This is a genomic window from Nostoc sp. ChiSLP03a (genome assembly GCF_034531215.2).
Taxonomy (GTDB): Bacteria; Cyanobacteriota; Cyanobacteriia; order Cyanobacteriales; family Nostocaceae; genus Nostoc.
Map to the genome: position 1 here is coordinate 1 of NZ_JAVRBQ020000075.1, position 24,473 is coordinate 24,473.

Annotated in this window: 33 protein-coding genes; 17 read left to right on the top strand and 16 right to left on the bottom strand. The window is 41.9% G+C overall.

The window, feature by feature from the left end; genetic code table 11:
* Positions 1-160: 160 nt before the first annotated feature.
* Complete coding sequence (locus RMY32_RS12645) at positions 161-295, top strand: hypothetical protein (RefSeq protein WP_322715207.1); 135 nt, start codon at positions 161-163, stop codon at positions 293-295.
* Positions 296-414: 119 nt separating this feature from the next.
* Here RMY32_RS12645 and RMY32_RS12650 read toward each other — a convergent pair whose 3' ends face one another.
* Positions 415-780 (bottom strand): hypothetical protein, encoded by a 366-nt coding sequence (locus RMY32_RS12650; protein WP_322715240.1) that lies wholly within the window; start codon positions 778-780, stop codon positions 415-417.
* A 294-nt stretch (positions 781-1,074) separates the two neighbouring features.
* Between RMY32_RS12650 and clpS the strand changes: the two genes are divergently transcribed.
* From clpS to RMY32_RS12675, 5 genes are all read left to right on the top strand, one after another.
* Positions 1,075-1,356 carry an ATP-dependent Clp protease adapter ClpS gene (gene clpS, locus RMY32_RS12655; RefSeq protein ID WP_012410249.1) on the top strand — a complete coding sequence of 94 codons (282 nt, stop codon included), beginning with the start codon at positions 1,075-1,077 and terminating at the stop codon, positions 1,354-1,356.
* 71 nt (positions 1,357-1,427) lie between these two features.
* Positions 1,428-2,261, top strand: a complete 834-nt coding sequence (locus RMY32_RS12660) for a type II CAAX endopeptidase family protein (RefSeq protein WP_322715208.1) — start codon at positions 1,428-1,430, stop codon at positions 2,259-2,261.
* A complete protein-coding gene (locus RMY32_RS12665; RefSeq protein WP_322715209.1) occupies positions 2,258-2,800 on the top strand; it encodes a hypothetical protein in 543 nt (180 codons plus the stop codon). Before RMY32_RS12660 ends, RMY32_RS12665 begins: the two co-directional genes overlap by 4 nt.
* Positions 2,801-2,868: 68 nt before the next feature.
* Positions 2,869-3,045, top strand: a complete 177-nt coding sequence (locus RMY32_RS12670; protein ID WP_322715210.1) for a hypothetical protein — start codon at positions 2,869-2,871, stop codon at positions 3,043-3,045.
* Between the two features lie 4 nt (positions 3,046-3,049).
* Complete coding sequence (locus tag RMY32_RS12675; RefSeq protein ID WP_322715211.1) at positions 3,050-3,295, top strand: hypothetical protein; 246 nt, start codon at positions 3,050-3,052, stop codon at positions 3,293-3,295.
* On the opposite strand, the gene RMY32_RS12680 is transcribed toward RMY32_RS12675, so the two are convergent.
* The 4 genes from RMY32_RS12680 to RMY32_RS12695 form a co-directional block, all read right to left on the bottom strand.
* Complete coding sequence (locus RMY32_RS12680) at positions 3,270-3,503, bottom strand: hypothetical protein (RefSeq protein WP_322715212.1); 234 nt, start codon at positions 3,501-3,503, stop codon at positions 3,270-3,272. The two genes, RMY32_RS12675 and RMY32_RS12680, sit on opposite strands and share 26 nt — an antisense overlap.
* A gap of 50 nt (positions 3,504-3,553) precedes the next feature.
* Positions 3,554-4,192, bottom strand: a complete 639-nt coding sequence (locus RMY32_RS12685) for a pentapeptide repeat-containing protein (RefSeq protein WP_322715213.1) — start codon at positions 4,190-4,192, stop codon at positions 3,554-3,556.
* Positions 4,189-5,574: a DICT sensory domain-containing protein gene (locus RMY32_RS12690; RefSeq protein ID WP_322715214.1), complete on the bottom strand. Its 1,386-nt coding sequence runs from the start codon at positions 5,572-5,574 to the stop codon at positions 4,189-4,191. Before RMY32_RS12690 ends, RMY32_RS12685 begins: the two co-directional genes overlap by 4 nt.
* An 87-nt stretch (positions 5,575-5,661) precedes the next feature.
* Entirely contained in the window at positions 5,662-7,254 is a 1,593-nt protein-coding gene (locus RMY32_RS12695) for a photosystem II high light acclimation radical SAM protein (protein WP_322715241.1), read from the bottom strand.
* A gap of 589 nt (positions 7,255-7,843) precedes the next feature.
* Here RMY32_RS12695 and RMY32_RS12700 point away from each other — a divergent pair.
* The 4 genes from RMY32_RS12700 (at position 7,844) to RMY32_RS12715 (ending at position 10,266) form a co-directional block, all read left to right on the top strand.
* The gene (locus tag RMY32_RS12700) at positions 7,844-8,239 is read left to right on the top strand and encodes a DUF1830 domain-containing protein (protein WP_322695565.1); all 396 of its coding nucleotides are present in this window, start codon (positions 7,844-7,846) and stop codon (positions 8,237-8,239) included.
* A gap of 129 nt (positions 8,240-8,368) precedes the next feature.
* On the top strand, positions 8,369-8,830 hold the full coding sequence (locus RMY32_RS12705) for a DUF4079 domain-containing protein (protein WP_322715215.1): 462 nt from the start codon (positions 8,369-8,371) through the stop codon (positions 8,828-8,830).
* 68 nt (positions 8,831-8,898) lie between these two features.
* The gene (locus RMY32_RS12710) at positions 8,899-9,465 is read left to right on the top strand and encodes a hypothetical protein (protein ID WP_322715216.1); all 567 of its coding nucleotides are present in this window, start codon (positions 8,899-8,901) and stop codon (positions 9,463-9,465) included.
* A gap of 27 nt (positions 9,466-9,492) precedes the next feature.
* Complete coding sequence (locus RMY32_RS12715; protein WP_322715218.1) at positions 9,493-10,266, top strand: ATP-binding cassette domain-containing protein; 774 nt, start codon at positions 9,493-9,495, stop codon at positions 10,264-10,266.
* A gap of 74 nt (positions 10,267-10,340) precedes the next feature.
* On the opposite strand, the gene RMY32_RS12720 is transcribed toward RMY32_RS12715, so the two are convergent.
* The gene (locus tag RMY32_RS12720; protein ID WP_094349507.1) at positions 10,341-11,114 is read right to left on the bottom strand and encodes a response regulator transcription factor; all 774 of its coding nucleotides are present in this window, start codon (positions 11,112-11,114) and stop codon (positions 10,341-10,343) included.
* Positions 11,115-11,697: 583 nt separating this feature from the next.
* Between RMY32_RS12720 and RMY32_RS12725 the strand changes: the two genes are divergently transcribed.
* On the top strand, positions 11,698-11,946 hold the full coding sequence (locus tag RMY32_RS12725) for a DUF6761 family protein (protein ID WP_099102685.1): 249 nt from the start codon (positions 11,698-11,700) through the stop codon (positions 11,944-11,946).
* Between the two features lie 347 nt (positions 11,947-12,293).
* On the opposite strand, the gene grxD is transcribed toward RMY32_RS12725, so the two are convergent.
* From grxD to RMY32_RS12765, 8 genes are all read right to left on the bottom strand, one after another.
* Entirely contained in the window at positions 12,294-12,617 is a 324-nt protein-coding gene (gene grxD / locus RMY32_RS12730) for a Grx4 family monothiol glutaredoxin (RefSeq protein WP_322681120.1), read from the bottom strand.
* 112 nt (positions 12,618-12,729) lie between these two features.
* Complete coding sequence (locus RMY32_RS12735; protein WP_289795312.1) at positions 12,730-12,987, bottom strand: BolA family protein; 258 nt, start codon at positions 12,985-12,987, stop codon at positions 12,730-12,732.
* Positions 12,988-13,215: 228 nt separating this feature from the next.
* Positions 13,216-13,824 (bottom strand): hypothetical protein, encoded by a 609-nt coding sequence (locus RMY32_RS12740; RefSeq protein WP_322715219.1) that lies wholly within the window; start codon positions 13,822-13,824, stop codon positions 13,216-13,218.
* Positions 13,825-13,980: 156 nt separating this feature from the next.
* Complete coding sequence (locus tag RMY32_RS12745; RefSeq protein ID WP_322715221.1) at positions 13,981-14,217, bottom strand: hypothetical protein; 237 nt, start codon at positions 14,215-14,217, stop codon at positions 13,981-13,983.
* 288 nt (positions 14,218-14,505) lie between these two features.
* Positions 14,506-15,261 (bottom strand): 1-acyl-sn-glycerol-3-phosphate acyltransferase, encoded by a 756-nt coding sequence (locus tag RMY32_RS12750; RefSeq protein WP_322715222.1) that lies wholly within the window; start codon positions 15,259-15,261, stop codon positions 14,506-14,508.
* A gap of 112 nt (positions 15,262-15,373) precedes the next feature.
* Complete coding sequence (gene tadA / locus RMY32_RS12755; RefSeq protein WP_322715224.1) at positions 15,374-15,859, bottom strand: tRNA adenosine(34) deaminase TadA; 486 nt, start codon at positions 15,857-15,859, stop codon at positions 15,374-15,376.
* Between the two features lie 174 nt (positions 15,860-16,033).
* Complete coding sequence (gene grxC / locus RMY32_RS12760) at positions 16,034-16,348, bottom strand: glutaredoxin 3 (protein WP_069070140.1); 315 nt, start codon at positions 16,346-16,348, stop codon at positions 16,034-16,036.
* Between the two features lie 161 nt (positions 16,349-16,509).
* Positions 16,510-17,082, bottom strand: a complete 573-nt coding sequence (locus tag RMY32_RS12765; protein ID WP_322715225.1) for a DUF981 domain-containing protein — start codon at positions 17,080-17,082, stop codon at positions 16,510-16,512.
* A 358-nt stretch (positions 17,083-17,440) separates the two neighbouring features.
* Here RMY32_RS12765 and glpX point away from each other — a divergent pair, with 358 nt between their 5' ends.
* From glpX to RMY32_RS12785, 4 genes are all read left to right on the top strand, one after another.
* A complete protein-coding gene (gene glpX / locus RMY32_RS12770) occupies positions 17,441-18,478 on the top strand; it encodes a class II fructose-bisphosphatase (protein ID WP_322663506.1) in 1,038 nt (345 codons plus the stop codon).
* 240 nt (positions 18,479-18,718) lie between these two features.
* On the top strand, positions 18,719-20,005 hold the full coding sequence (locus tag RMY32_RS12775; RefSeq protein ID WP_322715227.1) for a glutamyl-tRNA reductase: 1,287 nt from the start codon (positions 18,719-18,721) through the stop codon (positions 20,003-20,005).
* A 99-nt stretch (positions 20,006-20,104) separates the two neighbouring features.
* The gene (locus tag RMY32_RS12780; RefSeq protein WP_322715229.1) at positions 20,105-20,665 is read left to right on the top strand and encodes a metalloregulator ArsR/SmtB family transcription factor; all 561 of its coding nucleotides are present in this window, start codon (positions 20,105-20,107) and stop codon (positions 20,663-20,665) included.
* A gap of 43 nt (positions 20,666-20,708) precedes the next feature.
* Positions 20,709-21,299, top strand: coding sequence for a Uma2 family endonuclease (locus RMY32_RS12785; RefSeq protein WP_322674985.1), 591 nt, complete (start codon positions 20,709-20,711; stop codon positions 21,297-21,299).
* Between the two features lie 169 nt (positions 21,300-21,468).
* On the opposite strand, the gene RMY32_RS12790 is transcribed toward RMY32_RS12785, so the two are convergent.
* Positions 21,469-22,251 (bottom strand): ABC transporter ATP-binding protein, encoded by a 783-nt coding sequence (locus RMY32_RS12790; protein ID WP_322663497.1) that lies wholly within the window; start codon positions 22,249-22,251, stop codon positions 21,469-21,471.
* Entirely contained in the window at positions 22,241-23,374 is a 1,134-nt protein-coding gene (locus RMY32_RS12795; protein ID WP_322715231.1) for a branched-chain amino acid ABC transporter permease, read from the bottom strand. The genes RMY32_RS12790 and RMY32_RS12795 overlap by 11 nt, the downstream gene beginning before the upstream one ends.
* A 213-nt stretch (positions 23,375-23,587) precedes the next feature.
* Between RMY32_RS12795 and RMY32_RS12800 the strand changes: the two genes are divergently transcribed.
* Both RMY32_RS12800 and RMY32_RS12805 read left to right on the top strand, forming a co-directional pair.
* A complete protein-coding gene (locus RMY32_RS12800; protein WP_322715232.1) occupies positions 23,588-23,785 on the top strand; it encodes a hypothetical protein in 198 nt (65 codons plus the stop codon).
* 246 nt (positions 23,786-24,031) lie between these two features.
* Positions 24,032-24,289 carry a cytotoxic translational repressor of toxin-antitoxin stability system gene (locus tag RMY32_RS12805; RefSeq protein ID WP_251959737.1) on the top strand — a complete coding sequence of 86 codons (258 nt, stop codon included), beginning with the start codon at positions 24,032-24,034 and terminating at the stop codon, positions 24,287-24,289.
* Positions 24,290-24,473: the final 184 nt, after the last annotated feature.

Below are 24,473 nucleotides of genomic sequence, written 5' to 3' on the forward strand. Positions count from 1 at the left end.
CTTGCTAAGACTTTTGGACAAATACTCAGCACTCTCCGATATTTCTAGATTGAAAGGACGTGCCATTGTTTACTTCTAGTTTTGATTCTTTCCCGCCCTTTATTCTACAGTTCTATGCAGCCTCACATAGAATTGGTATAAGGGAATTGATATCATCAATATGACTACTGGGGAGCCAGATAAACTGACTTCTAGTCATATCCTTCAGGTGATGCATGAGGCGATTAACGACGCTGCTAACCACAATTATCCACCTTACAAAGGGACGAAAAAATTTCTGGTGCGAAGAATTTAGCAATCGAATTTCATAGTCTTCAACGTATGAAAAATGCTGGGAATTAAGGATTGGGGACTGGGAGGACAAGGAAGAATTATTCAAGAAGTCTCTATGTTGCCTATTCCCAATGCCCCATCCTAATCCCCAATCACCAATCCCTCTTGATATGCTTGCCAAAGTTGGTGAATAAACTGATTAAGTTGCTGCTTTGCGGCTGAATCAGGTTCAGTTTTTGGTTCTTTGGCTAAAAGTTGGCTCAAGAAGGTAATTACTTCTGTGTCTAATGCTGGGCGAAATAAATTGGCAGGCCAAAGTAAGTCAGATGCATCTCGCAAATCGGTAATTAGGGGTGATTCTTCTATAAAAGTAACTATTAACAAAGGACGCACCCAGCACAACTGGCGGGAAACTACAAATTGAATGACTTCTGCATACAGGTTCCTGTCGCCATACTCTAGAGACACAATTTGTCCCGTTTGAAGAAAATCTAGGCTCATGTCCATCTTGGGCAGGGGCAAGGATTGTTTTGCTTGCAACTTTCTTAATTTTAAAAGTGAAAATGCGCTACGTTTAAGAAAAGCTTCTGTAAGATTAGGGTAGCACTCTTACGGCAGCCATGTCTTAGACGTGTGCCTTATCAAGTGGCTACGCAAAATTAATCAACCAATCCCTGCCAGCAAAGGGTTTTCCTAGCATAGTATCTGAGCAGAAATACTATAGAATAGGTAAACAACTGTTGAGCGATCGCAAAACAGAGACTTTGTTGTAGTGAAGTAACGAGAAAAGAGCAAAGAGCCGTGTCAGTTGAAACTATTCAAAAGCCTTCCACAACCCGCAAGCTCGCGCCTCGGTATCGCGTTTTGCTCCATAACGACGACTACAACTCTATGGAGCATGTTGTACAGTCGCTAATCGCCACTGTACCAAGCCTTACCCAACCCCAAGCTGTGAGCATCATGATGGAAGCCCATACTAACGGGCTAGCTTTAGTCATTACTTGCGCCTTGGAACACGCTGAGTTTTATTGCGAAACATTGATAAGTCACGGTTTAAGTAGCACGATTGAACCTGATGAATAGTCATTAGTCATTTGTCATTGGTCATTTGTCGAAATATAGAGTATTGACTGGTGATTGGTGACTTACTTGGTATGAAAAAAAACTTTGTCCGTTTAGCTGAACGCCCTGCCCCTATCAGGCTGGGTGCTTTTATTTTGACTTTATTGTTGCTATGGTTGCCATTGGCTACACCAATATACTTACTAGTGGATGATTCAAACTTAGAAAGTATATTGACATTGGTGATGTTATATGCAATATTTATTCTCCTCCTGAGACTATGGGGTAAATATGTCTACCAGCAGCCCCAAATTCTACGACATTATGGTTTAGAATTCACGCGGCAAAACGGTGTAGATTTACTGCGTGGCTTGGCTCTGGGGATAATTAATATTTTGATACTTTTTGGGGTAGAAAGTTTGTTGGGTTGGTTGGTGTGGCAGCAACCGAAAGTTTTTTTGCTGAAAGTTGTTTTAGAGGGTTTACTTGTTGGCTTAGGTGTTGGGTTTGCTGAGGAATTGTTATTCCGAGGCTGGTTGCTAGATGAATTACAACGAGATTACAGTCTGCGTGTGGCACTGTGGACAGATGCAATTGCCTTTGCTACATTGCACTTTATTAAACCATTGGAGGCAATTATTCATACACTGCCGCAATTTCCAGCTTTAGTACTGCTGGGGTTAACGCAGGTATGGGGAAAGCGTTGGCGGAGGGGACGTTTGGGTTTTCCAATTGGTTTGCATGGTGGTTTAGTTTGGGGTTACTACATTATTAATGTGGGTAAATTAGTGAAATATTCTGGTGAAGTTCCTGATTGGGTAACTGGTGTGAATAATAATCCCCTGCAAGGAGTTATGGGAGTGTTGTTAATGAGTGTACTAGCTTTGTGGATACGAGGGCGAACTGAGCGATCGCGTCATATATGAAAATAAAAATATTAATCGTATCAGCTTTAGTACTAATTATTCCACTAAGCTTCCTTTTTACTGGGTGTAGTAATGAAGACGAAAATAAGGCAATGGATGAAAAGATATCAAGACTTGAGAAAGAAGCAGAAAAGCATATTATATATAAGATTCAGGAGCAACAGAGCTACTTCTCCAAACACAAAACCTTTTTTAAACCTCCTGATGAACGAGGAACTAAATATGGTTACTTTCCACCAATTTTCGGAAGAGAAATTTGTTATGGTTACTATACTGAGATAAATGCTGACTTTATCTCTAAGACAACCATTGATGCTGTTTATAGCTATGCCGTTCAAGACTATTGTAATGGAAAGTGGGGCTTTGAGCTTAAGTCGTATGTTGGAGCAGTCTTTGCTGTTCCCATTACTGGAGATAAACAACTGAAAACCCTAAGTATTGTTTGTAAAAACGTTGAAATTTATGGTCGCATACCCTCTCGACCAGAATACATAAACGGTGTAGTAAAATGCCCCAATAAGACAACGAAAGTATATTAACGCGAGGAAGGACTGAGCGATCGCCTCTCTGATAAGATCGGCACTGGCTTACATAACACTTACCATTTGTGGAACCCACAGAAGAGCAATACTTAGTAATAAATGCCCTAGAAGCTCTAAATTTACTTGTTTGGAGATTATATGATGAAGACACAGGGTATTGGCACATTCAAGCTCCTAGCACTGTTTTACCCTTGGCAACGATATTACAAAACGGCGAAGTAGTGACCTTCGGATGGGAATAAAACGATGACGCAATCTAATACCATTAAACAGCAGCAAGCGCAAAGAATATTAGAACTATTTGCGATCGCACGTCAGCGATATTTAGATGCAGGAGGAAATCCTCGACGTACCCCAACAGGACTCAAGGGAGATGATTATATGACAGATGAGGAAAGACAAGAAGCATTGGTATTAGGAAGGCAAATTTTCCCACAAGAATATATTGATAATACAGCAGGTAGGATCAAATCTCCTTCCGTGAAAAGCTAGCCCATTCTTCACTACGGGCTAGATCAATTTCCTGTGTGGAAGGTGCGTTTCCTAAATCAGCACATAGTCCCCACAAGGATTGGCAAGGAAGAGTAGACACTTTATCTATTAACTCGCGTTCTATATCAGCAGCAATTTGCTGTATCAAACGTACTTTGTCCGCAGTTGAAAGCTGCTTTGCTAGTTTGATAACTTCTTGTAGACTCACAAATTTTCACCTGCTTCATCTGCAAAAATTTTAACATTTTAGTGCAATCTTTACGCAAGCGTCTCAACCACAGTACCCACCACACACGCTTTATTCAAATTAACGCCGCTCAAATTTGTACCTTCTAACTCTGCACAGAGTAAATTCGCCCCCGTTAAATTCGCCCCTGCCAAATTCGCCCCCCGCAAGTCAGCTTCTTCGAGGTTTGCTTCACTCAACAAAGCCCCTTGCAAATCGGCGCGACTCAAGTCTGCACCTTTGAGATTTGCCCCTGTCAGGTTTGCACCGCGCAAGTCAGCGCCCCGCAAGTCTACGCCTTGCAAGTTCACATTCATCAAATTGGCACCACTCAAGAAAGCACCCACTAATGACACATCACTGAGTCTTGCTCCCATCAAGTTAGCACCACGCAAATTGCTACCTCGCAAGTCAGCGCCCGTTAAATCTGCTTGCATCAGGTTCGCTCCCATCAAATTCGCCCGCAAGTCAGTTTGTTGGAGGTTGGCTCCCATCAAATTTGCCCCCTCCAAATGTCCACCTTCGAGCTTAGAACCAGCAAAATTAGTGCCGACAAGGCTAGCACCAGCAAGATTAATCCGGCTTAAATCTAGTCGGGAGAGTTCTTCGTCTTCTAAATTTGCCCCTGGAAGTTGTTTGAGTTTTCCTAATTTAATGGCTTCAATATTCATGTAAAGTAACTACCAATCTCTTCACTGATCTTGCTGTGGCTATCCCATTGGGAATCAAGTATCCAGATGCCGGCGCTGAATTTGGGTGTCATCAAGGGTAAGTCGAGTCCCTGTTGTAAACCCATAACTAATAAAGCTAGGGTATCTACAAGTTTAGGGTCAAAGCGCGTAGATTGTTGCTGTCTGCACTCATCTAAAGCTTGAGTAAATATCTGTTCTCGGCTTTGATTTGACGATTTTCGCTGATTGATTCGCCACTGAAAATCTGCCAATAATGCCAAAATCCTCGATTCTAAGGGAATTTCATCTCCAGCTAAACCTGCTGGTTCCCCTGTGCCATTCCACCACTCGCTTTGGTGAGTAATAATTTGGGCTACTGCTCGCAGTCGTGGCATGGTTCGCAATACTTGCGCCCCTGGTACTAAGGGGCAACAAGGGGCATCTTCTTGGTAGCGTGTGGATGTACCGCCAGTGAGAACGCTTTCTGCTTTCTGTAATGGATCTATGCGATGTAACAAAGCCGCTAGCCGCAACCTCTTAATCTGCCATGCGGGAAGATCCAAAAGCTGGGCGATCACTTCAGCAAGAACTACTATTTCCGCAGCTGCCATTGGATTGTTGACATCTGCCATATCCATCAGTTGCGCCATTCGCAAAAAGGCTTGGATTTCGTTAGAAACCAAGTTGCGATCTAGCGTTTGTTTCTGAAGTGCTGTGGGGATGGATAAATTCTCTTGCCCAGTCTGGAGGTAATCTACTACACGAGAAACAACTGCACCTAAATTTTGGGATCTGTCCATTGACGGTACAATTTGCTGTTTATTGCCTGTGAGTTTTTGTGCCAGTTCTGGGTTGTATTTTTTGATGTGAGCGATCGCTATTTCTGCTGTCTCTTGGACTAACTCTGGTTCAAATGTCCACAAGCCATAGAATTTGCGCTCTAAGTCTGATGTCGGCACTCCAGCGCTGCCATAATCAGCCTCAGATAATTCTTGACAAATTACCATTGCTGTGTAATTAGGCGATAAAATAATTAAGTGCCACTCTTGCGCCACTGGATCGCCTGCATCTAATCCTACTAAGTCTACATTGGGTAGCTGGCTGGTAGGATGTTCAGCAAAGCCAGATTCAGTAGCTGCCATGATGGCAATTTGGCGGCTGCACTGGGCGATGTCTGCATATCGTTCAGCTTCTTGTAGATACCATTTACCTTGTTGGAAGGCTGTGATGACTAAGGGTGTACCGTCATCGGTTAAGATATGGTCTTCTAAAGCGTGGCACAGGGCAACTAAGGTATTTTTGTAGTAAACACCGAATCGAATTGGCCTGGTGGTGTGGCGATGAGCTGTTTCTAGTTGTTGTAGGATTGAACCTTCTAACATGGGATTTGGTAAAAATAACCGCAGAGGCACTGAGGAAGATAGAGGGGGAAATTCAGAATTCTGAATTTCTTCATATTTTAGTGTTTTCTAGGATACACCCGCTAACTGTTTTTCTTTCGTCTCTAATGGTGCTGTTAGTGCTGCTTCTAAGTCAGCACAACCCAGCTTTTCTTCTAAGATTTTCATGACTTCGCGCCCGAAGTCGTTGGGGTTTTGTTGCCAAGCTTGCAAGCAGACTTCGCCGAAGAATGAACCAAGGGGTTCGGGATTCCAGAGAAGTTTTTTGGCTGTCCACGGCATCAAACTCATTGGATTGTACCCTGGTTTGAGGATGCCTTCTTTGAAAGCATATTCTTCTAAATGGGTATGGGGTTGTAGTCCAATAAAGAAAATGGCAGGTTCAACTTTATCAGCACCAAAAATCCGTTCTAGTTCGCGGTGGTAAGCGATGGTTTGGCGGATGGTTTCGGGACGTTCGTCAATGACATTAAAGGAGTAGTTGACAGAAACTAAGTCGTTGAAACCAGCTGCTTTTAAGTCACGGCAGTTTTGCAAGACGGTTCGCAAGTTGTACCCCATTCGCATTTTCCGCACGAGTTCTTGAGAACCACTGGTAATGCCGATTTCAAAATAGTTCATCCCGGTTTTCGCCATCAACTCACACAATTCGGGTGTCAAATTGTCGGCTCTGATATATGCTGCCCAGTGGATGTCTGTCATACCAGAATCGACGATTTTTTGCAATAATTCTACAGCATCGGCGATAAATTTTTTCGCGGGGATGAATTGGGCATCGGTAAACCAGAAGTTGCGAATGCCGCGATCGTATAATTGGCGCATCTCAGCAACTACTTCATCTGCTGAGTTGATGCGTACTTGTTTGCCTTCGACAACGGTGTAGACGCAATAACAACAGTTGTGAGGACAACCACGCTTGGTTTGTACACCTATATAAAAGTCTTGCTCTTGCAGGTAAAAGTTAAATTCTGGCCAGATGCTTTCGATATAGTCGTAGTTACAAGCTGTTTTTTCTATTGGGGTGGGTTGTTCGTGAATTAGCCGTTGACGTGGTTGAGTTTCTCCAGCAACGTAACAACGTTCATCTCGAAAATCTTTGCCACTTAAAAGTTTTTCCAGCAGGGTTTCGCCTTCACCTACAGAAATAATTGTCCCTTGGGGTAAGCTTTTACCTAATTGCTCGTAAAATACGCTGACTGCACCACCACCTACAACTACACGAGCATCAGAATTATATTTTTGGGCACGGTTTAAACCGCGTTTGATTAAGCCCTGGTTTCGCCACAACTCTAAATAGTAGGCGATGAAGATTCGCAAACCGCCCAATCCGCCGCGTAGTTTCAATAGAGGATTTTTGGCGTAGTAAAATTCAAAAGCGTTTTGTAGCGGGTTGCCACCACGTCCGCCAACTGGGGCATAAATTTGAATATCCCGCCAAGAAAATACTAGTAGTGTCGGTTTAAATTCATCAATACAGCGATCCAGAGCCGAACTGTAATCTAAAGGTGGCACTGTTCCCAAATCAAAGATGCGCTGTTCAATATTAGGAAACTGCTTGTGTACATGATCGCTTAGGTAGACAACCCCAATAGGAAAGATGGGGTTACAAGGAAGGCGAACGTAAAGAATTCGATTTTCCATCATCTGTGTTTTAACTTCCATCTTGCCAATCTGTGGAGAAAGCGAGAAAAACATTCAGCTTTAAACTGTGTGCTTGTTTAATTTGGTTTTATTTATCACAATCGTGCTTGACATTTCAGCCGATTATTGATAACCGCTCACCTGCCGTTAACAACTGCGGAAAACGCTAAAATTGCTGTGCATAAAACATACATGGAATCTATAGAGAGCTTTATGAAGACATTTTTTCATATAGCTTTACCATAACATTGAGTTTATTCATTAAGCGATGATCCCTGGCGATTAATCCTGGGATAGATCAAAGAGCAAAACTTACTTCCTCGCTATGCTAAAAGCTAGGGGATCGTTATTATGTCTATTTCCTAACAATATGCTTTCAGAGAATTGAAACTTTTATACCAGCAAAAAATATCAAAAACTTTTCTTTATAGTGTATAATTGCGAAAAAGGTGTGAAAAATTACAAAATTTTCACAACTAAAAATATATCTTTAGACAGAAATAATCTACAAAAACTCAGTTGGTATTCGCAGTTACAACAACTGGGGATCGGTGGGTGCTAGGCTTGGCTAGTGTAATGTAAAATTGTGGCGTAAAGCTCCTCAGCAGTTATGGCTCAAATATTAGATCCTCTACCACCTGAGCAATCAGGAAAAATTCTCTGCTGCTACATTAATGCCACGAGCAAAATACAGGTAGCTCGCATCTCCAATATTCCCAACTGGTATTTTGAAAGGGTTGTTTTCCCCGGACAACGTTTAGTTTTTGAAGCTCCACGAAAAGCTCAAGTGGAGATTCATACAGGGATGATGGCAAGTGCAATTTTATCCGATAAGATTCCGTGCGATCGCCTGATGCTCGAAGAACCCAGTACTAATGAGTTTGATACAGACTCATCAGATGAAAAAGACCCTTTTAATACCAAACTAATGGTGCAGCAAATTAATACAAAAATCGGAGATACTACAAAACCCTTGCAAATTCTTGGTTTAGCATCGGTTGATTAAAAAAACAATTTTATCTAAATTTAAGGGTTGCTAATTCAGCAGCCCTTTTTGTTTATTATTTATTGGTCATTTGTCATTAATTATCCTCCTCTGCTCTCCTGCCCCCCACTCTCATTTACAATCAATCTTATGAATCTGCCTTCATTTCTTTGGTTGTGGAAAATAGCCGCCTGGTCGATGGGGTTGTCGCTGCTGGCATATCTGATGTTAGCAGTCACCGGCGTTTGGATGTTTCGGGCGAGAACTTCGCAGCAATTTCCTTTGATCGCGCCATTTATGGGCGGTAATAAAGGGGTGCGATCGCTCCACTATACAATGGGCATCAGCATGGTAAGTTTAGTGCTACTACTGCTAGCGATCGGTATTGTTGGCACTTTAGGGCACTTTGGCTCACTAGGACACTCGTCACATTTGGTTGCTGGGTTAATAGTCGTAGCATTAGTTTTGCTATCTGCTTTTAGCGCCACCCAAATTAGTGTCAGACGACCTTGGGCTAGACCCTTACACATCGGCGTAAATATTATTCTATTTATAGGATTTGCCTGGGTATCCCTGACTGGTTGGATTGTAGTGCAGAAGTATTTACCGTGAACTGCCATACATCAACTACCAGGAACATAGACCTACTCTACAATGAAGGAAAGCATTGTAATTGAGCCGTGACAGCAAACTCAGCCAATATCTCAGCTTCTACTTTTCGTCTGTCTCCTTTGATTCGGATAACGTTGCTGAGTCTATACATAGCACTCACAGTCCCATTACCCTTTTTATCGCAGGTAACAGCTGCACCCGTACCCCCAGAATTATTGTGGATAGGGATTGGCATCGGTTTTGTTGCCTTGTACGCGGTATTAACTGAACAAGTAATGGTAGATGACGAGGGAATTCAGGTTACTTACCCCGCCTGGGTGCCGAGCTTTTTTCGTAAAGGCTGGTCTTTACCTTGGTCAGATGTGAAAGAGTTAAAACCCCGCAGCACTGGACAAGGAGGACTAGTTTATTACTTTCTCAGCCAGGATGGGAAAGCTTATTTATTACCGATGCGTGTAGCTGGATTTGCCCGTTTGGTGCAAATTGTCCAAGCAAAGACGAGCATTGACACCACAGATGTTCGCCCTTTAGCCCAGCCCTGGATGTACCTGATTTTACTGGGATGCACACTGCTGCTACTATTAGTCGATGGCTGGGCGATCGCTACAGCTTTAACCACTGCACAATTAACTTAGGTTATTTCTCTGCAATCCTCAGTCCCGTTGAATACAGCAAAAGCCATACTCAGGCTAGAGCAAGTTAATCTGTTTACGAAGCTGAAAACCCAACTTCCCGGCAATCAGCAGGGATACCGCATATTGCAGGATATTTCCTTTGAGGCATCCGAAGACGAACGCATTGCCATTGTAGGCCCAGTAGGCGCTGGGAAAACTTCGTTATTACGCCTCATCAACCGCCTAATTGAACCCACGAGTGGTAAACTCTATCTTGAAAATCAAGAATATCGCCAAATTTCAGTCATCGAGCTACGGCAGATGCTTGTACTTGTATTACAAGAGTCAAAGCTGTTGGGGATGACAGTTGGGCAAGCCTTGGCTTATCCTTTAGTTTTGCGTGGTTTACCCAAACAGACAATTCAGGAACGAGTCAATCATTGGACAGAGCAACTACACATTCCCAATGAATGGTTAGGGCGAACAGAGGTGCAACTTTCTGCAGGACAACGACAACTAGTAGCGATCGCTCGTGCCTTAGTCATCCAGCCTAAAATATTATTATTAGATGAGCCAACCTCTGCCCTTGATGCTGGTACGGCTTCTCATCTAATGCAAATCTTAACCCAGTTGAGTCAAACTCATCAAACCACGATTCTAATGGTAAATCACCAACTGGAACTAGCCCAGATGTTTGGCACTCGGTTATTACACCTACAACAAGGTCATTTATTCGCCAATCAAACAGCCTCAGAGATAGACTGGATTGAATTACGAAAAAACCTGATTCAAGCAGCAGCTCAAGACGATTTTGGATTTTAAATTTTGGATAAGACAGGAATCAGGAATCGTTTTCTTACTCCTCTCACCCCAATGCCCAATGCCCAATGCGCCATTCACACTTGACTACTAGTAAGTGTTGAACGTTGATTATTAAATCTCTCTCTAGCTAACTTTGTTGTCTGTGACTGTGAAATATTGGTATTCAAAATTTCCATGTTAAAACGGTATCCAACATTGCGGATAGTTTGAATTAAATTGGGCTGTCGAGGATCGAGTTCAACCTTTTTCCGCAGTGATAAAACGTGAGTATCAATGGTACGAGGGTTATCAATAGCATCAGGCCAAGCACGACGCAATAATTCCGATCTACTTAGAGGTACTCCCCCAGCTTGTGCTAAAACGTACAGTAAACTGAATTCTTGGGGCGTTAAGTCAATAAATTCCCCTTGAAAGCGGACACGACGCTGAACTAAATCGATTTGCAATGTGCCATAATCCAAATAAGCTGGTGCAGTAGGTGTGCGCTTCCGCCGAATCAGTGCCTCTACCCGTGCCAAAAACTCTTGCATTCCAAAAGGTTTGCTCAGATAGTCATCTGCACCCGCCTTTAAACCTGCAACTATATCAGCTTCACTATTACGGGCAGATAGCATTAAAATTAGAGGTTGCTGCTGACGATGCAACCAACGACAAAACTCAATACCATCACCATCAGGCAGGTCTGCATCTAAAACTACCAGTGTTGGTTGATGGCTTAAAAATACTTCCCTTGCTTGATAAATACTGGCAGCTTGATGCACGCGGTATTCCAGTTGTTGCAAGTGCCAACCCAACAACGACCTCAAATGGGGATTCCCCTCAATGATTTCTATACAAACCGAACCCACGGCGGCAAGACCCCTTAGCGTCGATGACTTTCAAAGTAACAAGCCCATCTCTAAGGTTTTGTAGCCTTTGTTACTTCAATCGCAATTAACTTTACATTTCCTAATAAAATGAGTGGCAATATCTTTAATCTATGCCTTGCTGATAGGCGATTAGAAATATTATTAAATTTTTATTAAATTTATCGAAAGTGTTGTTAGACTTATAAAAAGTTCTTTTAGCTTAACATTTTGCTTTTAGATGGGTGTTATATGACAAATATCTAGAACCCAACCAGCTAACCCTGCTACAACAGCTTTTCAGCCTGATGATGAAAGTCAATTTTTTCGCAAAAATTTAGTGCTTCATCCAGGAATATAACATCAATACAATTGAGCTGTTGATTGTGAAAATCAAAAAAATAACTTAAGCAGCTAACTAAAATCGATATTTTCTGGAATAGGATTAAAGTAGCTTGTAGCTGCTATAAGGGTAATACCCAAAGTAGATGTGTTGACTTTGAGTTTATGCCAAAGTGAAATTACACTTCACTTTTTAGCGTGAATCATTTACAATTCTCATTCCAAAGAGATTAATACAGCAGTTATGCTCCAAGACACACAAACCATCCGCTATTACCAAAGACTCACCGATGCCTTCATCGAGCTATGGAATCGCGGTTATCGCACGGATGATATGCGGATGTATTTGGATGGATATCTAGCCGCACTGCGACATAGCAACGTCATTGAACCTTTTCTGATTCATCGTCTAGAAGAGGAGGCCAGCCGCTTCTTGTACGATGGATCGAACTTTGCAGTGCCGCAACCACAGCCACAACCCGATTACTACTAAGTACCATTTACCTGGTCATTGATAGTAACCGTTAATTAATCGCAGATGATTATAGCATATTATCTGTATTGGTCAATGGGTTGTCGTGGTGTGAAATTTTGGAGATATTGTATTGATTAAACGCATCCCCTCAGCCCTATATTGGTTTTGCCAATTAGACTGAGGGGATTGTTGTCTAGCAATAAAATCAAGTCCAAAAAAGATTATTTTTGCCAGAAACCGATTAAAAAATCCTTGAAAGGGGAAAGAAATAGTATCTCTTTTTTCAAAGATATAAAAAACGGTATATTGCCTTGATTGCGCAGTGCAAATTCAGCAGCATACCGTTTAGTTACGGTAAAGAGAGATTACGAAGCTAATGCTACTTCTACCTTTTCTTGCAATTCACCTTTTTGGTACATTTCAATCAAGATATCAGAACCGCCAAGGAATTCGCCATTAATATATACTTGGGGAATTGTCGGCCAGCTAGAGTATTCTTTAATACCTTGACGGATTTCAGGGTCTGATAGAACGTCAACCGTCTCAAAGGGAACTCCCAAGGTATTGAGAATCTGCACAACGTTGTTAGAGAAACCACATTGGGGCATTAACTTGTTTCCCTTCATGAAAACTAAAATCTTGTTTTCTTGTAGCAAGCTATCAATTTTGTCTTTGAGTTCTGGTGTCATGGTAATTATGTTTCCTATGTTGCATTAATAAAGTGAGGAGTGAGGAGTGAAGAGTGAGGAGTTAAAAATTCATAATTCATAACTCTTAACTTCTAACTTCTAACTCCTAACTTTAGGAACTTGCTGTTGCTTGCCAAGCTTCGGGAGTATATGTTTTCACCGCCAAAGCATGAATCGCTTCAGTTGACATAGCTTGACCCAACGCACCATAAACTAACTGGTGCTGTTGCACTAGTCCTTTACCTGCAAAGTGCGATGAAACTACTGTCACTTGATAGTGGTCGCCGCCACCAGTCAAGTCCTGCACCTGAACCTGTGCGTCTGGCAGTCCCGCCTTGATCATTTCCTCAACCTGTTGCGGACTAATCATCGCAATTCCTGAAAAAACTTACTTTTCTATTATTAACAGATATAGAGCAAACGCCTGTGACAACTTTAGGCTTTGGCAAGGCTGTAGATACAGGCGCCTAATGGGGTGTATTGCTTGAGAACGCTCAGGTTTTGGCTGCGGCGGATAGCTCTATCCTAGCACTGAGGCGTTCCCAAGCGATTGGTTAAGGAAATATGGGTATGCAAAAAGAGGCAACAAAAATTTAATTTATTTTTTTGGGGATGAGGAAGATGAACTACCACCTTCTCTGGGATAGGGAGAATCAACAAAACCCAACTCAAACAACTGTTTATAGGCTTTCTTGCCTAAATCCCGCGTCGGATTTTGACTTTTAATTATTTGAATCAACAATGGTACAGCTAATTCTGGCTGATTTTGTGCCCGATGTACCAATGCTAGCTGAAAGGTAGCTTCATCTCGCTTTTGGGCTGTTAATAGAGCTTTTTGACGCTGAGAATCAGAAACTCTGTTGTCAATTCCCGAAAAGCTAGAATTTAACTCTTGATAAAAATTAGATAGCTGATTATAAACTTGACGTGCTTCTTGCAGTTTCTTGGCAGCTAAGGGGTAGTTTTGAGCAGAAACAGCTTGTTCTGCATCTTTTACTAAGCGATCGCCACCTGCAATGCTCAAAAGGCTGTTATTTTGGGTTATGGGGCGGAGGTTATTAGGATCGTTGGGGTCAATGAGTTGTGGTTGGCTGGTAGTGCCTGGTGACTGTGATACCTGAGCATTCACAGGTGATAGCAGGCTGAGGACTGCTATAACTGATAAAACAGTACGGTGCATCAAGGTAACAGCGACAGCAGTGTTCATGGGATCAATTAGTGCGACAACTATACAAAAGAGTTATGGAAACTTCGGGTATCTTAACTCTGTTTTGGTCTTGGACAAAGCAAAGTTACATCCTAAGTATCTCTGATTTAGACTAAAAATCAGTTTAATAGAGTTCCCATTACCCTTGTATATCAACTAACTTATATCGCTGTGATGAGTGATACCTACGGGAGAGTGCGTCACCATCTGTCTGATTACCGACTTTCCTCGCCAATAATTATCTCTACTTAACTGGAATATTTGGCAGGAGAATTTTCCCAAAGCACTGCTTGAAGTTTTTGTGTAGGCGTAGCACGCACTACGGCGGCGGTCAGTGACCGCCGTAGGCATCGCACCCAACTCGTTCAGAATAGCGATGTCTTCAGTCGGCACTTGCCAACTTTTATTTAACTCTCTGACCAAATAGTAAAAATATTTATCATCCAGCAATTCAGTAGTTTGCAGACAATTAATTAGCTATTGGCTCAAAAAAATGCCAATTTGGCTGAATATATTATTAATAGAGCGTAATCTATATATATACATCCTCAAAGGTTGCAAAAGACTACTAATGTTTTGTGACTTACTCAGGATGAATATAGCAGTTAGTAATTAGTGTCAAATATTGGATTTTGCAGTTTCTTAATTATGCACTGTCAATGATTATAAGGTTTGACTACATCAAGAATTAGTAATTTCTGCAAATGCATGATTAGTAACTTTTGTTTCTTGATGGCTCAATTGTTGCAATGCCTTTGCTAAATCAGTTGTGAGGTTTTTTGCATCTTGTTTTATACAGCCATTCATGTAATCCGCGACTTTAATTGGGGAGCCAATGTCAATACTCACATCTGTACCCCAATTGGGATAAGGTTGGCTGTAGTTAATTCCTATGGGTATAATTTTCACTCCCAGATCGGAATGACTAGATTCAGCACTCAAAGCAAGACGAGCAATTCCCGGTTTTAACTGGTGAACTTGGCCATCACGAAAAATGTTGCCTTCTGGAAAGATTACCAGGGTTTTTTGCTGCTGAAGTAGCTCTACTCCATGTCGTAGCGTGCGGATTGATGGATGCTTAGAATTTACAGGAAACCCCCCCAAACGTTGGACAAACCAGCCTTGCAAACCTTGGCATTCGTCAACTGTTACCATAAATCGCAAGTCTTGCTTTCTCAGACAAGCGGTAGCATAGGGTACAAGCAATGCATCCCAACGCGCCCGATGGGTAGGCGCGAGAATCACAGGCCCAGTTGTGGGGATATTTTTTTGTCCGGTTATTCTAATTTGTCCAAAGAATAATGGTAATAGGCAGTGACGCCCTAATAAATATGCCAGAGGACTTAACCAAGGAGAAACCCTTGAGGTAGTACCAGTTACCTGATGATTTGCTGGTGTGTGCTGGCAGGTATCGGATGAAGAGTAAAATTCCATCATGACGGATGCAGCTGATTGACGGGTAAAATTTAACGAAAAGTCTGATTAGTTACACCGTAGATTCTCTTGCGTGACTTGTCTGGTACCAGATGGACAGTTTCACCTCTGTCCGTTAGTTTATCTGATGCCGCCTAGCAGCAAACCAAGTCTGTAATTGCTGACGACAAGCCGACTCTAGAATGCCTCCGATTACTTGAAGACGGTGATTAGAAGCAGCGCTATCGGGGATGTTAATAACTGTACGAATGGCGCCAGTTTTTGTATCGTCTACTCCATATACCAGTATTCCTAGTCGTGATTGGACGATCGCACCTGCACACATCGGGCAAGGTTCGAGAGTTACATAGAGTGTGCATTCATTAAGATGCCAATTTTGTAAAGTTGTTGCCGCTGTCTTGATAGCGAGAATTTCCGCATGAGCGGTAGGGTCTTTGTCACGCTCTTTTCTGTTTTCTCCTTGTGCTAGCAATTTGCCTGTTGAATCAATGATAACAGCACCTACAGGGACTTCACCCGCATCACCTGCTGTTTTTGCTAATTCTAAGGCATAACTCATCCATCGTTGATGTATAAGATATTCTGTGTATTTAGTTAACATATTCTTATCAATATAAAAACTTCAAAATTCCACACATTTTCTAGGATGAGTATCTCGCCTGTCCGACAAGAAATAAAAAGCATATAGCCCACAGACTAGAAGTCTGGGGCTAAACGAAATCAAAATTCTTAAATTTAGCCTTACCAAGCCAGTCATTGGGGGCTAATTTGATTTCTAAATAGCGGCTTGGGCTAAAAGGGGATCGAGTTGACTTTGTGTGTCTAACTGATAGAGGTCATCGCAGCCGCCAATGTGCTGGTTATTGATAAAAATTTGTGGTACAGTACGGCGACCGTTGGCGCGTTCTGCCATTTTCGCTCTGGCTGCTTCGTCGCCGTCGATTTTGTATTCAGTGAAATTTACACCTTTCCACCACAGCAGCATTTTGGCTCGAATGCAGTAAGGACAAGTTTGCCAGGTGTAAAGTTCGACGTTGGCTTTAACTCGCTCTGGATGGCGATTTAAAAGGGGATTAAGAAAGTCCAGCATATTTTTTTAAGCAAGGTTTTAACTATGTCTCTAGCCTAGATCGTTAGACATCTTGCAAAAGTAACTTTTGCTTTCCGGTTGGGGAAAGGAAAAAGGGACAATTCCATACCTTTACCCTTTACCCTTTCCCCTTTTCCCTACTCTTACAATAAGTCTATTGCTTACCGCATCGGCGCTGGAACCCATTTTTGGAAACCCTCTAAATGATTCCAGTAAGCTAAATATCCAGTCAATGCCCAAATTAGAGCAGCTACTATCAGCACTGCTGTGCCAATTAGCCGCCAAGTTCGGTTGGTTTTCCAGTAGAGAGTTGGTGCTGCAAAAATACCACCTAATCCAGTTAAAATAAAGCCGATTCCCGATAAAAGCGGTTGCTTTGTCAAATTCAAGTTGATGATACGGATACCCACTACGATCGCAACTGCACCAGCAAAGAAGCCGTAAATTGCGATTGTCAATAAATCCCAATTTTGAGCAAGAGAAATTGCAGCTGCAATAAACAAGATTCCAAATAGGATACTCGTCTCACCGAAGGCAATATTGAAGCTACCCATTACTGGCCAGGTGAAGCTCATGTGTAAACCAGTTGTGAGTGCGATCGCACCCGTAATTCCGAAACCGGGAATCCACGGCCTTTGATTAGAACTATCTATACCACGATACACATAGTCAGCCAGTAGAAATAGCCCAGCTACCATATTGATTAACATGAGTGTGATGTAGTCGATAAACACGATTAACCTCTGAATTTGACAAGCTTTTTACTTTGCGTCTCGTTTTTTAGTTTTTATGTGAATTCACCAGCTTTTTTTTCTTTATTATTTTATACCTAAAGATAAACACTGAAGAAAAGCAATGTTGTATACATAAACCGCTACCCATTTGTGCAAGTTCTTAACCTAGTTACTTTTAAACGCGCTTTATACTGGAGTAGTTAAGAGTAAAAAATAAAGATGTGTTAACTGGCACTTTTGTAACCAGTTAGCAGTAAAACTTAACTTTCTTCCACGTGTATCCGCCCTTTGGTAGACTTGAAAACTGAAATGGCCAGATAAAGCAGCGGAAATTCAAGCAGTTGAGAGGGCAGACTCTGTGGAAAATACACTTGGGTTAGAGATTATTGAAGTAGTAGAGCAAGCGGCGATCGCATCCGCAAAGTGGATGGGTAAAGGCGAAAAAAACATCGCTGACCAGGTAGCTGTAGAAGCTATGCGGGAGCGGATGAATAAAATTTATATGCGGGGTCGCATTGTGATTGGGGAAGGCGAACGCGACGACGCGCCTATGTTATACATCGGGGAAGAAGTTGGTATCTGTACTCAACCAAATGCCGAAGCTCTCTGTAATCCTGATGAACTAGTTGAAATTGATATCGCCGTTGACCCCTGTGAAGGTACGAACTTGGTAGCTTATGGACAACCTGGTTCGATGGCTGTCTTGGCAATTTCTGAAAAGGGTGGATTATTTGCTGCTCCTGACTTTTACATGAAAAAGTTAGCAGCACCTCCCGCAGCTAAGGGCAAGGTAGACATCAACAAGTCAGCAACAGAAAACCTGAAGATTCTCTCTGAGTGTCTAGAGCGCTCGATTGAAGAACTCGTAGTTGTGGTCATGAAGCGCGAACGCCACAACGATTTAATTAAAGAAATCCGTGAGGCTGGAGCAAGAGTCGCTCTAATTTCAGATGGTGATGTGGGTGCAGCCATTAGCTGTGGCTTTGCTGGAACTAATATCCACGCGCTGATGGGTATCGGTGCGGCTCCTGAAGGTGTAATCTCGGCAGCAGCAATGCGTGCTTTGGGTGGACACTTCCAAGGTCAACTAATCTACGATCCAGCGATAGTCAAAACAGGTCTGATTGGAGAAAGCAGAGAAGCCAACATCGATCGCTTAAAGTCTATGAATATCAATGACCCTGATAAGGTCTATGATGCTCATGAACTGGCATCTGGTCAAACTGTTCTGTTTGCTGCTTGCGGCATTACCAGTGGTAATCTCATGGAAGGTGTACGTTTCTTCAGCGGTGGAGCAAGAACTCAAAGCTTGGTAATTTCCAACCAATCGAATACGGCTCGATTTGTTGATACAATTCACATGTTTGGTAAACCTAAGACTCTCCAACTGAACTAATTTTTAGGGAATGGGGAATGGTAAAAGTAGAGGTGAAGCATTAGGAAATAAATCTTTCTATGAAATGGAAAAATAGTTAACCAAATGCTTCATCGTTACACTAGTTAGTAGTTAGTATTTAGTGATTAGTTATTGTTTATTAGTTGGAAAAATTATCAACCAATAAACAAAAATTCCCCATTCCCTATTCTCACTCAATGCCCTATTTTCAACTACCAACTAGTAACTACGATTTAGCAAATGAATATAGCAGTGGTGGGGTTAAGCCATAAAACAGCCCCAGTAGAAGTCCGGGAAAAACTGAGCATTCCAGAACCACAAATTGAAGGTGCTATCGCTCAACTGGCCAGCTATCCCCATATTGACGAAGTTGCAATTCTTAGCACTTGTAACCGTCTGGAAATTTACATTGTTGCCAGTGAAGCAGACCAAGGTATTCGGGAAGTAACGCAGTTTCTTGCGGAATATAGTAAATTACCTGTGCTTTCTCTGCGACAGCATTTGTTTATGCTGCTGCATGATGATGCAGTGATGCACGTTATGCGGGTAGCAGGTGGTTTAGATAGTCTGGTACTCGGAGAAGGCCAAATTCTGGCTCAGGTGAAGACTACTCACAAACTGGGACAGCAATATAGCGGTATAAAAACCATTTTGAATCGATTATTTAAACAAGCGCTGACAGCAGGTAAGCGGGTTCGCACTGAAACTAGTATTGGTACTGGCGCTGTCTCTATCAGTTCAGCAGCTGTCGAGTTAGCACAGCTAAAAGTGGCAAATTTGGCAGCTTGCCGAGTGGTAATTTTGGGTGCTGGTAAAATGTCGCGGCTGTTGGTGCAACACCTAATTTCTAAAGGTGCTGTGGAAATTAGTATTGTAAATCGCTCTCGCGATCGCGCCCAAGAATTAGCAAAGCTGTTCCCTCAACAACCGATCAAAATTCATCCACTATCTGAAATGATGAGCGTAATTGCCGATAGCGATCTAGTATTTACAAGTACTTCGGCAACAGAGCCAATACTTGACCGTGCCAAATTGGAAATGGTTTTAGAAGTTCAGCGCTCTTTAATGTTATTTGATATTTCTGTACCGCGTAATGTTCATGCGGATGTAAATGAATTGGAAAATGTGCAAGCGTTTAATGTGGATGATTTGAAGGCTGTTGTAGCGCAAAACTACGAAAGCCGTCGCAAGATTGCACAGGAAGCCGAACGACTTTTAGAAGAAGAAGTGGAAGCCTTTGATATTTGGTGGCGCAGTCTGGAAACTGTTACTACTATTAGCTGTCTGCGAAATAAAGTCGAAACCATCCGCGAACAAGAGTTAGAAAAAGCTTTGTCGAGATTGGGTTCGGAATTCGCTGACAAACATCAAGAAATAATAGAAGCATTAACACGGGGAATTGTCAATAAAATTTTACATGACCCGATGGTGCAATTGCGATCGCAGCAAGATGTTGAAGCTAGACGGCGCTGTATGCAAACTCTGCAAATGCTGTTCAACCTCGATGCAGAAGAACAGTTTAGTTAAACTGAACAAAAAAAATCCCCGACTTCTCTAAAAATCGGGGATATGAGCTTTAAATTAGATATACTTCTAATTAGATAGATATCTAATTAGAAGTTAGTTATGCAACCAGAGCAATTTAACATCTTACTCCGCTTTTTCAAGGCATTAGCGGATGATAGCCGATTGAAGATTGTAGGTATCCTGGCGAATCAGGAGTGTAGCGTCGAAGAATTGGCGGTGCTACTGCAACTCAAGGAACCGACGGTATCTCATCATTTAGCGAAACTTAAAGAGCTAAATTTGGTAACAATGCGTCCTGAAGGCAATAGCCGTCTATATCAATTAGATAGTGAGGCTTTGCAAAGCATTAGCAAGGAAATTTTCACACCTGAGAAAATAGCATCCTTGATAGAGGATGTGGATACTGAAGCTTGGGAAAGCAAAGTGTTGAAAAACTATTTCGACGGTGGATACCTTAAGGAAATTCCCGCTAGTCGCAAAAAGCGTCTAGTAATTCTCAAGTGGTTAGCAAACCAGTTTGATATAGGAGTCAACTACCCTGAACGCCTGGTAAATGACATTCTTAAACGCTACCATCCCGACTGCGCCACCCTGCGACGGGAGTTCATTGCTTGCAAGTTAATGCAGCGAGAGAATGGGATTTATTGGCGTACAACATAGATATGAGAGATGAGCAAACCGCACAATCATAGGTTGTATTTTTATGCAGTTAGAAACACAAAAATTTTCTTATACACCTGAAGAGTATTTAGAACTTGAAGAAAAAGCAGAATATAAAAGCGAATACCGTGATGGAGAAATTGTACCGATGACGGGTGGCACTACAAATCATAATAAAATTGCTTTAAATTTAGCTGCATCCTTAAAAATTACTTTAAGGCGTAAAAATTATGATGTTTATATTGGTGATGTGCGTTTATGGATACCCCGTTATCGTCAACATACATATCCTGATGTGATGGTGATTGAGGGACAACCTATTTATACAGGAACCAGCACAACAACGGTTATGAACCCAATGTTAATTGCTGAAGTTTTATCTAAATCGACTAAAAATTATGACCAAGGAGATAAGTTTCTTTATTATCGCTCTATTCCCGAATTCAAGGAATATATTTTAATCGATCAATATCAGTATCATGTGATGCAATATGTAAAAACTGCGGAAAGTCAATGGTCATTCACTGAACTTGAACATGAATCTGCAATTTTATCACTGCAAACGGTTGATTTTCAAATTGAATTGCGCGACCTTTATGAGCAAGTCAATTTTGCAGAAAATAACGAAGATTAAAAAATAAAGCTTTGATTCACCCCGAATGCTGATTCAGCCAAAAAAAATTAACTTAAAATTGTTTATAGTGTTTACTTTAACTTTGGACAAGTCACAGTATTTATGTACTTTTATTTGTCCAAAGTCAAATCACTAAAATGCATTGCATAAACAGAAAGCTAATCGCATTCTATTTTCCCAAATAAGCTTCTAAAACTTTGGGATTGGTTTGAATTTCTGCTGGCGTACCATCAGCCAAATTTTGCCCTTCGGCAAGTACCCAAACACGATCGCACAAGGACATAACCACATCCATATTGTGTTCAATAATCAGAAAAGTCATGCCATCTTGGCGGTTCCAAGTGATAATGCGATCGCAAATATCATCAATCAGTTTCGGATTCACCCCAGCCGCCGGTTCATCCAACAAAATCAACTTGGGATTAGTCATCAGCGCCCGTCCCATTTCTAGCAGCTTGCGTTGTCCACCAGACAAGCCACCTGCGTAATCATGTGCTTTTTTGGCCAAGCCTACTGATTCTAACAGGAACATTGCCCGCTCTTGCAGTTGCTTTTCTTCCTTAGCAACAATGTGCGGTTGCAACTGCACCTGCCAAAAATTTTCGCCCGTTTGTTTTTGCGCCGCCAGCAGCATATTTTCTAACACCGATAACCGCGAGAGAGTCCGTGCAACCTGAAAAGTGCGGATTACTCCCTGCTGGGCGATTTGATATGGTTGCAAATTGTGAATCGGTTCGCCATCAAAAATTACTCGTCCCTTATCTGGGCGAATGAAGTTTGAGAGTAAATTAAATAAAGTAGTTTTACCAGCACCATTGGGGCCAATCAAGCCTGTAATGCTGCCTTTAGCAACTTCGATTCTGGCCTCATTAACTGCTTTGACACCACCAAAGCTTTTAGAAAGTCCAGTGGCTGCCAAAAGGGGAAGTGGAGATGAATAGTTATTTACCAAGGGTGAGTTCCTCTTTTTTCCCTAAGATACCTTGAGGACGCCAAATCATCAGTACCATCAAAATTAATCCGATTACCATGATCCGAAATGCGCCCAAACGTGCTTCATCAAGGGAAACGATTCTGGGTAAGACTTCCCGCGTCAGCGCATCGTAAGCAAAGAAAATTACTGCACCTAAGATTGTGCCAACATTATTCCCAGAACCGCCTAAAATCACCATAATCCAAGTGTCAAAGGTGATCTGCGGTTGAAAATTATCGGGGTAAATGGCGCCCAGTTGCCAAGCGAAGAAAGCACCAGCGATACCCGCGATCACACCCCCTAACATGAGAGATTGTAATTTATACCAAAAGACATTTTTTCCCAGCGCTTTGGGAATTTCTTCATCTTCGCGGATGGCTTTGAGAATTCTACCCCAAGGCGATCGCACCAAAATTTCTAAGCGCCAGTATACAAACGCTAAAACCAAAAGCAACACCAGCATTAAACCTGCTTTTGGGTTGTAGTTATACAATCCGATCACCCCAGAAATATAAATCGCTGCCGCCAAAAGTGCTAACACAATTCCCACACCCAAGCGCGATGCAAATTCTTGCTTGCTAGTCGTCCTTTTGCCCAAATCAGTAGTTCGAGATATTTGGGTGGTGCGAATCCATTGCCACAAAGAAAAGAAAGTTACAGCAGCCAGCAGCGTTAAAAGCCCAATCATTATTAATCTGACAAACAAACTTGGTTCTGTGGATAGAGGTATGGGATAACTTTGCACACCAAACGCCCCAGAAACCCAAGTGTCACCCACAGGTAATTCCTGATTATTTACCACTAAACGAATTAATTCGCCCGTACCAATGGTGACAATTCCTAGATAATCTTCTCGTAAGCGGAGAGTTACAAAACCAATTATCAAACCCAACAAAGCAGCGACAATTGCCCCAGCCAGTGCTGATACAAGTAAGGGTACGCCCTTTAAGCTTAACAATACTGTTGTATATGCTCCCAGAGTCATGAAAGCAATATGACCAAAGTTAATTAATCCCGTAAAGCCCCACTGTAAATTCAGTCCTAGTGCGAATAGAGCAAAAAGCGCCGTAGAAATTGCTAAGAAAATTAGATAGTCAACCATATTAAATTATTTGGGAATTGGGAATTGGGAATTGGGCATTGGGCATTGGGCATTGGCATAGTTATTCTCCTTGTCCCCCTTGTCTGTTTGTCTCCCCTGCCCCTCTGCCCCCCGCGCCGGGCGAATAAATTTTAGCGTAGCTTGCTTGAGCGGAGCTAATTTTATGGGAATACTATTTATTGTTGGTGTTTGGTGGTAAGGAATAATTAACGTATGAATTTACTGCGACTTAGAATGCATCACTTAATCGAGCAATTAGGCGATGACGATTTGCAAGACATTTGGAATGTTCTTGAAGCATTATATTATGACTTTTATATGCTCAAAGCGATACAAAAAGTCAAGCGATCGCAGCAACCGTGGGATATCTTAACCCATGAAGAAGCAGTCAGACTGTTGATGTTTTTCTGATTCAGCAGCGCTTTTAGTAGTGCTGAGTGCTGAGTGCCCAGTGCTGAGTGCCCAGTAGTAGCCCATAGTTAAAACTAAGGGATTAGTTAGGATTAGGAAGAAATTTATTTATTATTTAGAACTAAAGTCAGAGGATTTAGATCCATATACTGAATTGTAAGTCTTAGTACTGGTTCTTGACTCAGCACTCAGCACTTTCAACTCAGCACTCTTTGGCCCCTCAAGTTTTGGTGAAGGTAACGCCCAGTGAGTCTGGAAATGCGCTATGCCAGGTCTTTTTTGCTAGACCTGAAGAATTTAGAACCTGCTGCCTACGAGCGGGTGCATGATTTTGTTTTTATTGAATTAGCCCAAAAGTGGCAGTTGAGCGATCTAAAAGAACTGCGACAGCTTGATAGTGAAGGCATTTTTCACCGCTTCACCCTCGACAATTATCTGATTGGTATAGAAATTAGAGGTGAAATTGTGAAATTTCTGCGTGTCATCCCTATGCCAGATGTTTAAAGTCAAGAGTCAATCAATTTTGGATTTTGGAATTGCGGATTTTGGATTTGTTCCATCCACATTCGCTTTCTTGGCACATTCGCGGTAGCGTCTGCTAAAGAAGTGCGGGGCATCAACCGAAATAATTTTTAATCTAAAATCTAAAATTTAAAATCTAAAATTGGCACGGTCAAGGGAACACTTA